This is a genomic window from Nostoc sp. 2RC (assembly GCF_014222165.1).
In the GTDB taxonomy this organism is placed as follows: Bacteria; Cyanobacteriota; Cyanobacteriia; order Cyanobacteriales; family Nostocaceae; genus Nostoc; species Nostoc linckia.
On the sequence record NZ_JACKZU010000392.1, the window covers coordinates 1 to 7,476 of the forward strand.

2 protein-coding genes are annotated in these 7,476 nt (G+C 41.5%); one reads left to right on the forward strand and one right to left on the reverse strand.

Annotated elements, in window-relative coordinates:
• Positions 1-97 precede the first annotated feature (97 nt).
• Positions 98-6,037, forward strand: coding sequence for a non-ribosomal peptide synthetase (locus tag GNE10_RS29540; RefSeq protein WP_185569281.1), 5,940 nt, complete (start codon positions 98-100; stop codon positions 6,035-6,037).
• Between the two features lie 168 nt (positions 6,038-6,205).
• On the opposite strand, the gene GNE10_RS29545 is transcribed toward GNE10_RS29540, so the two are convergent.
• The coding region (locus GNE10_RS29545) for a glycosyltransferase family 39 protein (protein WP_185569283.1) at positions 6,206-7,476 on the reverse strand (1,271 nt) is incomplete at its 5' end.

A 7,476-nucleotide genomic window follows, 5' to 3' on the forward strand; every position in this document is an offset into this window, starting at 1 on the left:
CAATATATGGTGATTATTATTAAATCAATGGGGACTTTGCCTGTAGTAACAACACAAATTTAACTAAAGACTTTCGTAAGTTATTGATATATAGAAAATGCAAATAGACAGTTATAGTTCAGAAGGCAAAGGAAATATTTCGTTAGATAACTTAACTAAAATTTTTCACACAGAAGTTCTACAGGAATGTAGTGATACCCAGACAATTGCTGGTAACTTGTGTATCCATCAAATTTTTGAAATGCAAGTAGAGCGATCGCCCCAAGCAATTGCTGTAGTATTTGAAAATACACAACTTACATATCAGCAGTTAAACCAACGAGCAAACCAACTAGCACACCATCTACGTACTTTAGGCGTTGGGCCAGAAGTACTTGTGGGTATATGTTTAGAGCGCTCCTTAGAGATGATTGTGGGGCTGTTGGGAATTCTCAAAGCTGGAGGCGCTTATGTGCCTTTAGACCCGTCATATCCAAAAGAGCGCTTAGCTTTCATCTTGGAAGATACACAAACACCAGTGTTGTTAACCCAAGAAAAATTACTCAAGGATTTACCACCGCATCAGGCGCAAGTCATTTGTCTAGACTTGTTTTGGCAAGAAAACAGCCAAAATAACGAAGAAAATCCTGAAAATCAGACGATCCTTGATAATTTAATTTACGTAATTTACACATCTGGTTCTACAGGACAGCCCAAGGGTGTAATGATTCCTCACCGAGGAATTTGCAATCAATTACACTGGCGGCAAACAACCTTTAGATTAACTCAGACAGACAAAGTTTTACTCACCATTTCTTTTAGTTTTGACCCTTCAGTGTGGCAGATATTCTGGCCGTTGTGCTTTGGAGGGCAATTAATTATACCTCGTCCTGGGGGACATCAAGATGCTGGCTATCTTATCAAAGCGATCGCCCAACAGCAAATTACTGTCATCGCCTTAGTACCTTCAGTACTGCGTGTTTTATTGGAAGAAAAAGGAATTGAAAATTGCCGACTTCTCAGACACGTAACCTGTGGTGGTGAAGCTTTACCCGTAGAACTCATAGAGCGATTTTTTGCCAAATTAAATTTGGACAATGTTTTACACAATTGTTACGGCCCCACAGAAGCTTCCATTGATACCACATTCTGGACTTGCCAACGGGGCAGTAATTACACCATTGCTCCCATTGGTCGCCCCATTACCAATGCCCAGATTTACATCCTCGATGAAAATTTACAGCCAGTGCCTGATGGCGAGTCAGGTGAACTACATATAGGCGGTATTGGTTTAGCACGGGGCTATTTGAACCGTCCAGAATTAACTCAAGAAAAGTTTATTATCGATCCTTTTAGCTCTGAAGAAGGGGCACGCCTTTACAAAACTGGGGACTTGGCACGTTACAACAGCGATGGTAATGTCGAGTTTGTTGGTCGCATTGACCACCAAGTGAAAATACGGGGTTTCCGGATTGAATTGGGAGAAATTGAAGCTGTACTGGGCCAACATCCGGCGCTGGCGCAGACTTTAGTGATGGCTAGAGAAGATATTCCTGGCGATAAGCGGTTGGTGGCATACATAGTTGCTAAGCCAGGGAAAACGCCCACTCAGGTTGAAATCCGCCAGTTTTTGCAAAGTCGGCTACCAGAATACATGGTGCCCGCTTACTTCGTATTTTTAGATACCTTGCCATTAAACCCCAATGGGAAAATAGACCGTCGGGCTTTGCCTGCACCTGATATATCCGACCTGAATCTTTCAAGTAACTTTGTCCCTCCCCAAAACCCCACAGAAGAAGTCTTAGCAAGCATTTGGGCAAAAGTTCTGCGTTTGCAACAAGTAGGCATCCACAACAACTTTTTTGAATTGGGAGGCCATTCACTGCTGGCTACGCAAGTGATGTCTAGGGTTCGCCAAGCCTTCGGCATAGAAATACCGTTGCAAGTTTTGTTTGAAAATCCCACGATCGCTAATTTAGCTCAAGCCATTGCTCAAAACCAAATTCCAGAAAATCATCCCGAAAATCAGGCCATTCCCCCAATTGCCAACCGAGAAGCAGCGCCCTTATCCTTTGCCCAGCAACGAGTCTGGTTTTTAGAGCAGTTGGAACCCAACAGCAGGGCATATATTATTGCAGATGCACAACGCTTAACAGGCGAATTAAACTTGGGTGTATTGCAACAGGCCTTAGATGCCATCGTTGTTCACCACGAAGCACTGCGAACAAACTTTATTAAATCACCCGACGGTAGCCCCATACAACTAATTAGGGCACCCCGGTCAGTGGAACTCAAGGTAATTAAAGTCACGCAGGAGCAAGCAAAATATCTCCTGACTCAAGAAGCGCAACCCCCCTTCAACTTAGAATCTGATTTGATGCTGCGGGCTAGCTTGCTGCAAATAAACGAACACGAGCAGATACTTTTGTTAGTCATGCACCACATTGCCTCAGATGGTTGGTCAATGGGTATCCTCTGGCAGCAGTTAGCAGCGCTTTATGAAGCTTTTTTAAATGGTAAGCCTTCTGTCTTAGGAAAATTACCCATTCAATATGCCGATTTTGCTGCTTGGCAGCATCAATGGTTGTCTGGTGGAGTCTTGTCCAAGCAAACAAACTACTGGAAAACCCAGTTAGCAGGTGCTAATACTGTACTGGAATTGCCCACTGACCGACCGCGGCCACCAGTGCAAACTTACCAAGGGGCGGCCGAGTCATTAATGCTACCCCAAAGTTTGAGTGCATCCCTCACAGAACTGTCGCGTCAGGAAGGCGTCACCTTATTTATGACCTTGCTGGCGGCCTTTGGAACAATACTGCATCGCTACTCTGGGCAAGAAGATATTCTCATTGGTTCTCCCATTGCTGGACGTAACCGTTCTGAAGTTGAAGGGCTGATTGGATTTTTCATTAACACTGTGGTTTTACGGACTGATTTTTCCGGCGACCCTAGTTTTCGTTCGGTGTTGAGTCGAGTCCGGGACATGGCCTTGGGTGCTTATGCCCATCAAGATATGCCCTTCGAGAAACTGGTGGAAGAACTGCAACCAGAACGGGATACCAGCCGCAACCCACTGTTTCAAGTGTGGTTTAATATGCTCAACTTGAGGGACATCCAACTGAAAATACCAGGGGTGGCTGTAGAACCAATCCCAATGTTAGAAACAGGTTCCAAGTTTGACTTGACTTTGTATGTTACAGAACAAAACCAGGGAATCAAACTTGATTTAGTTTACAACACCGATTTGTTTACCCCAGAGCGGATGATGGAAATGCTGCATCAATTCCATCATTTATTGAATCAAATTGTTGCGGCTCCAGAAAATCAGATTAGTTTGTATTCTCTGGTGACACCAAAAGCGCGATTTTTACTGCCAGAACCAACAGCAGCGTTACCTGAACCAGAGTACGAACTGGTAACAACAATGTTTACCTCTTGGGTAAATTCTGTGCCAGAACATTCCGCACTTCGTCAAGGTTCTCGGACTTGGAACTACGGACAATTGGGGAAAATAGCTCAAGGTATAGCTGGGGCTTTATTATCCCAAGGACTCCAGCGGGGAGATGTGGTGGCGGTGTTTGGGACGCGCAGCTTTGGGTTGATTGCAAGTATGACAGCTGTGCTTTTAAGCGGTGGTGTGCTGTTGACACTCGATGCGAAATTGCCTAGCCAACGCCACCAACTGATGCTCAAAGAAGCTAAGGCCAAATACATACTATATATAGATAATCAGATCCAAGAAGACAAAGGCATAACTGAATCTTTAATTAGTATCCGTGTAAATCCAGATACAGGAGCAATTCTCAATTCACCCCAAGGCAGTACTCAAAGCGTAAATTTGCCACAAATCACTGGTGACGATGCAGCTTATATTTTCTTTACTTCCGGCACTACCGGTGTACCCAAGGGCGTGTTGGGGTGTCACAAAGGAATGGCGCATTTTCTCAACTGGCAGCGCCAGACATTTAAAATTGGTCAGCAAGACCGGGTTGCCCAATTGACTGGTCTTTCCTTTGATGTCGTCCTCAGGGATATTTTCTTACCTTTGATTAGTGGTGCAACTTTGTGTTTGCCAGAGGAAGGCGATAACTTAGAACCGACTAAAATTTTGCCTTACTTAGAAGCCGAGGAAATTTCTGTATTGCACACAGTTCCTTCCTTGGCACAATCTTGGTTAGCAAATGTACCATCAGGAGTTTTTCTCCGTAACTTACGCTGGTTATTTTTTGCTGGGGAACCTCTCAAGGAAACACTTGTACTTCGGTGGCGCGATGCTTTTCCAGAATCAGGGGAAATTGTCAATCTCTACGGCCCCACAGAGACAACTTTAGCCAAGTGTTATTATCGAGTACCTGTTGAATGTACCCCAGGAGTACAGCCAGTAGGAACGCCATTGCCAGAAACCCAAGCGCTAGTTTTCACACCAAATCATCAACTGTGCGGCATTGGAGAACCAGGGGAAATAGTGATTAGAACTCCATTCCGGAGTTTGGGTTACATCAATGCCCAGCAAGAAAACCGTTCTCGGTTTGTGAAAAATTTCTTTGGCAATGACGAACAAGATTGGCTTTATTATACAGGCGATCGCGGTTGCTATCGTCCAGATGGTTCTTTAGAAATCCTCGGCCGCAAAGATCATCAAGTGAAAATCCGTGGCATACGCATTGAGCCAGGGGAAATTGAGACGGTGTTAGCTCAACACCCAGATGTACTCCAAACTGTGGTCATTGCCCGTGAAGATATTCCAGGAGATGTGCGTTTAGTAGCTTACACAATCCTAAATCAGGATTCAGTAGCCACAGTCAGTGAAATTCGCCGCTTTCTCTCCACCAAGCTGCCACAGTACATGTTACCTTCAGCTTTTGTCTTGCTGGAGACCATGCCTTTAACCCCCAACGGCAAGGTAAACCGCCGCGCCTTACCTGCACCGGACTTATCAAGACAACAGCCAGAAGGAACTTTTGTTGCTCCCCGCAATGAAGTGGAACGCCAGCTAACAGAAATTTGGCAACAACTTTTAGGCGTCAAACCCATCGGCATTCAAGATAACTTCTTTGAATTAGGAGGGCATTCTCTACTGGCAGTCAAATTATTTTGGCAAATTGAGAAGACATTTAATCAAAATCTACCCCTTGCGACTCTTTTCCAGTCAAGTACTGTAGAGGCTTTAGCCAAAATCATCTGCGAAGAAGAAAATTTAGCCACAAATCAAACTTCAGTAAAAAACAAATCAACAGCTACTTGGTCATCCTTGGTGGAAATTCAACCCAATGGTTCCAAACCGCCTTTTTTCTGCGTTCACGGACTGGGTGGAGAAGTTTTGTGTTTCCGTGAATTGGCAAAAAATTTGGGTTTTGAACAACCATTTTACGGACTACAACCACAGGGACTAGATGTAAAACATCCTTTCCATACCAGCGTTGAAGATATGGCCGCACACTACATTCAAGAAATTAAAATTGTTCAACCCCAGGGCCCTTATTTTCTCGGCGGTTATTCCTTTGGCGGTGCAGTTGCCTTTGAGATGGCTCGACAACTTCGCGAAAAAGGCGAAGAAATTGGTATTTTAATTATCATTGATAGTTGTCGCCCTGGTTATAGTTGGCGATCGCCATTTTTCAAACGCATTTTCTTGCATTTAAATAACGTTATTGAGCAAGGAGTTGGCTATCTTTGGCAAAAGATTCTCCGATGGAGCTATTGGAATAAATCTCGTCTCCAAAATACATATAAACGTTACTTGGAAGCCAAACTTGATTTACCTGAAACTGACAAACATTTAAAAAGTATAGAAATTAATACTCAAGCTATTAGCCGCTATACTTATCCAATTTATCCCGGTGGAGCTATCTTATTACGGACTGAAGACAAGAACCGAGGTGAAGGTATAGGTGTACAATACGATCCGCAATTTGGTTGGGGTGACATAGTTGCCGGGGGATTAGACATACATTATATTCCTGGTTCTCACCTTTCTTTACTCCACGAACCCCACGTACAGGTGTTAGCTGAAATATTGACAAATTATTTAGTGAAAGTTCAGCAATCAGAATTCTGAATGCAATCAATAAATCTGATAAATAAGCTCTCAGGGCTTCCAAGAAATTAATTACTTAATTTTGTGGGGTGAGCGTCTCGCCCGCCTGTAAACAAGGGCACACAAGATGTCCACCCCACAAGAAGTAGTTGAATTGGCAAATTCCTTAACCAAGATACTCTTTTGTCATTACGGTAATTCCGCAATAAAATTCTTCTCATCTTTCAAAACATTGGGATATTTATTGAGAAAAATTTGGATTTTTTGCTTTTGGTTGTCATCCACAAACAAATTATAACTCTCAATAAAATTAAAACTTCCGACTAAATATTTAGCTCCTAATTTAGCTTTAGATAAAATAAATTCTTCTGTGACATCATTGTGGTTAATTAACCATCCTTTTCGATGTGATAAATAAAGCAATGTCGGGTCGCTTGCAGTAGTAGCAATTATCAGCGATTCCGATTTAGTATTTGCTTTGACTTGCTGTGCCAATTGAAAAACAGCCGATTTGTCTGTTCTTTCTTTAAACATATAATCAACAGTATAAATAACAGAACCAGCAGCCACAGTTAGACATAAACACCCTAATATTGCTTTCTTATAATTAAATTGTCCAGCAGCTTGTTCCAAATAATAACTACAAGCTTTACCCATGAATATCACTGCTGGAAGCATAAATTGAAGTTGATAATATTCATGAACTAAACTTGTAATAGGTACTAAAACCCAAGTTAATATTACTGAAATTAGCCAAATATCTAATACATACTCTTGTCTAGTTTTTCTAGTAATGAACAAACCCAACAAAAATATGGGAAAACCAAAAATGGCAAAATGCCTCACAACAGTCCTAAAAAATATTTCTGTCCAAAAACGCCAACTCAGTACAATATTATAGTTATACCTATTAGTTGAACCCGACCAAAAACCAAAAGTATTGCCATAGTCTAAAAATAATTGATGGGCGTGGTAATACCAAGCAGCGACAGATATTAATATCAAAATGCTATAAATCCATAGAGATATTTGATAAAAAACTCTGATGTTATATTTAGCCCATGCTAGGTAAAAAATTGGTATTCCTAAGTATATGATTGGTAAAACTTTGATGAGACAAGCCAAGGCGACAAAGCTACCTGATAAAATTAAATCTTGTTGTTTTTCAAAATCCAGCCAATTAATAAAATAATAGATACCGATAACTGAACACATCAATAACATCGACTCTGGTTGAAATGTTCTACTATAATAAACATTTAAAGGTAAAATAACGAAAAATAAACAAGACCAAGAAGCGGTTTGTTGATCTAAAATTTTCACAATTAATTGATATAAAAAATAGAGAGCTACTAAAAAACAAAGAATTGAAAAATATCTTCCCCAAAACTCTGAAACTCCTCCAAAAATCTTATAAATTAAAGCAATGATAAATGAATAAATGGGAAACTCAGTTTCAC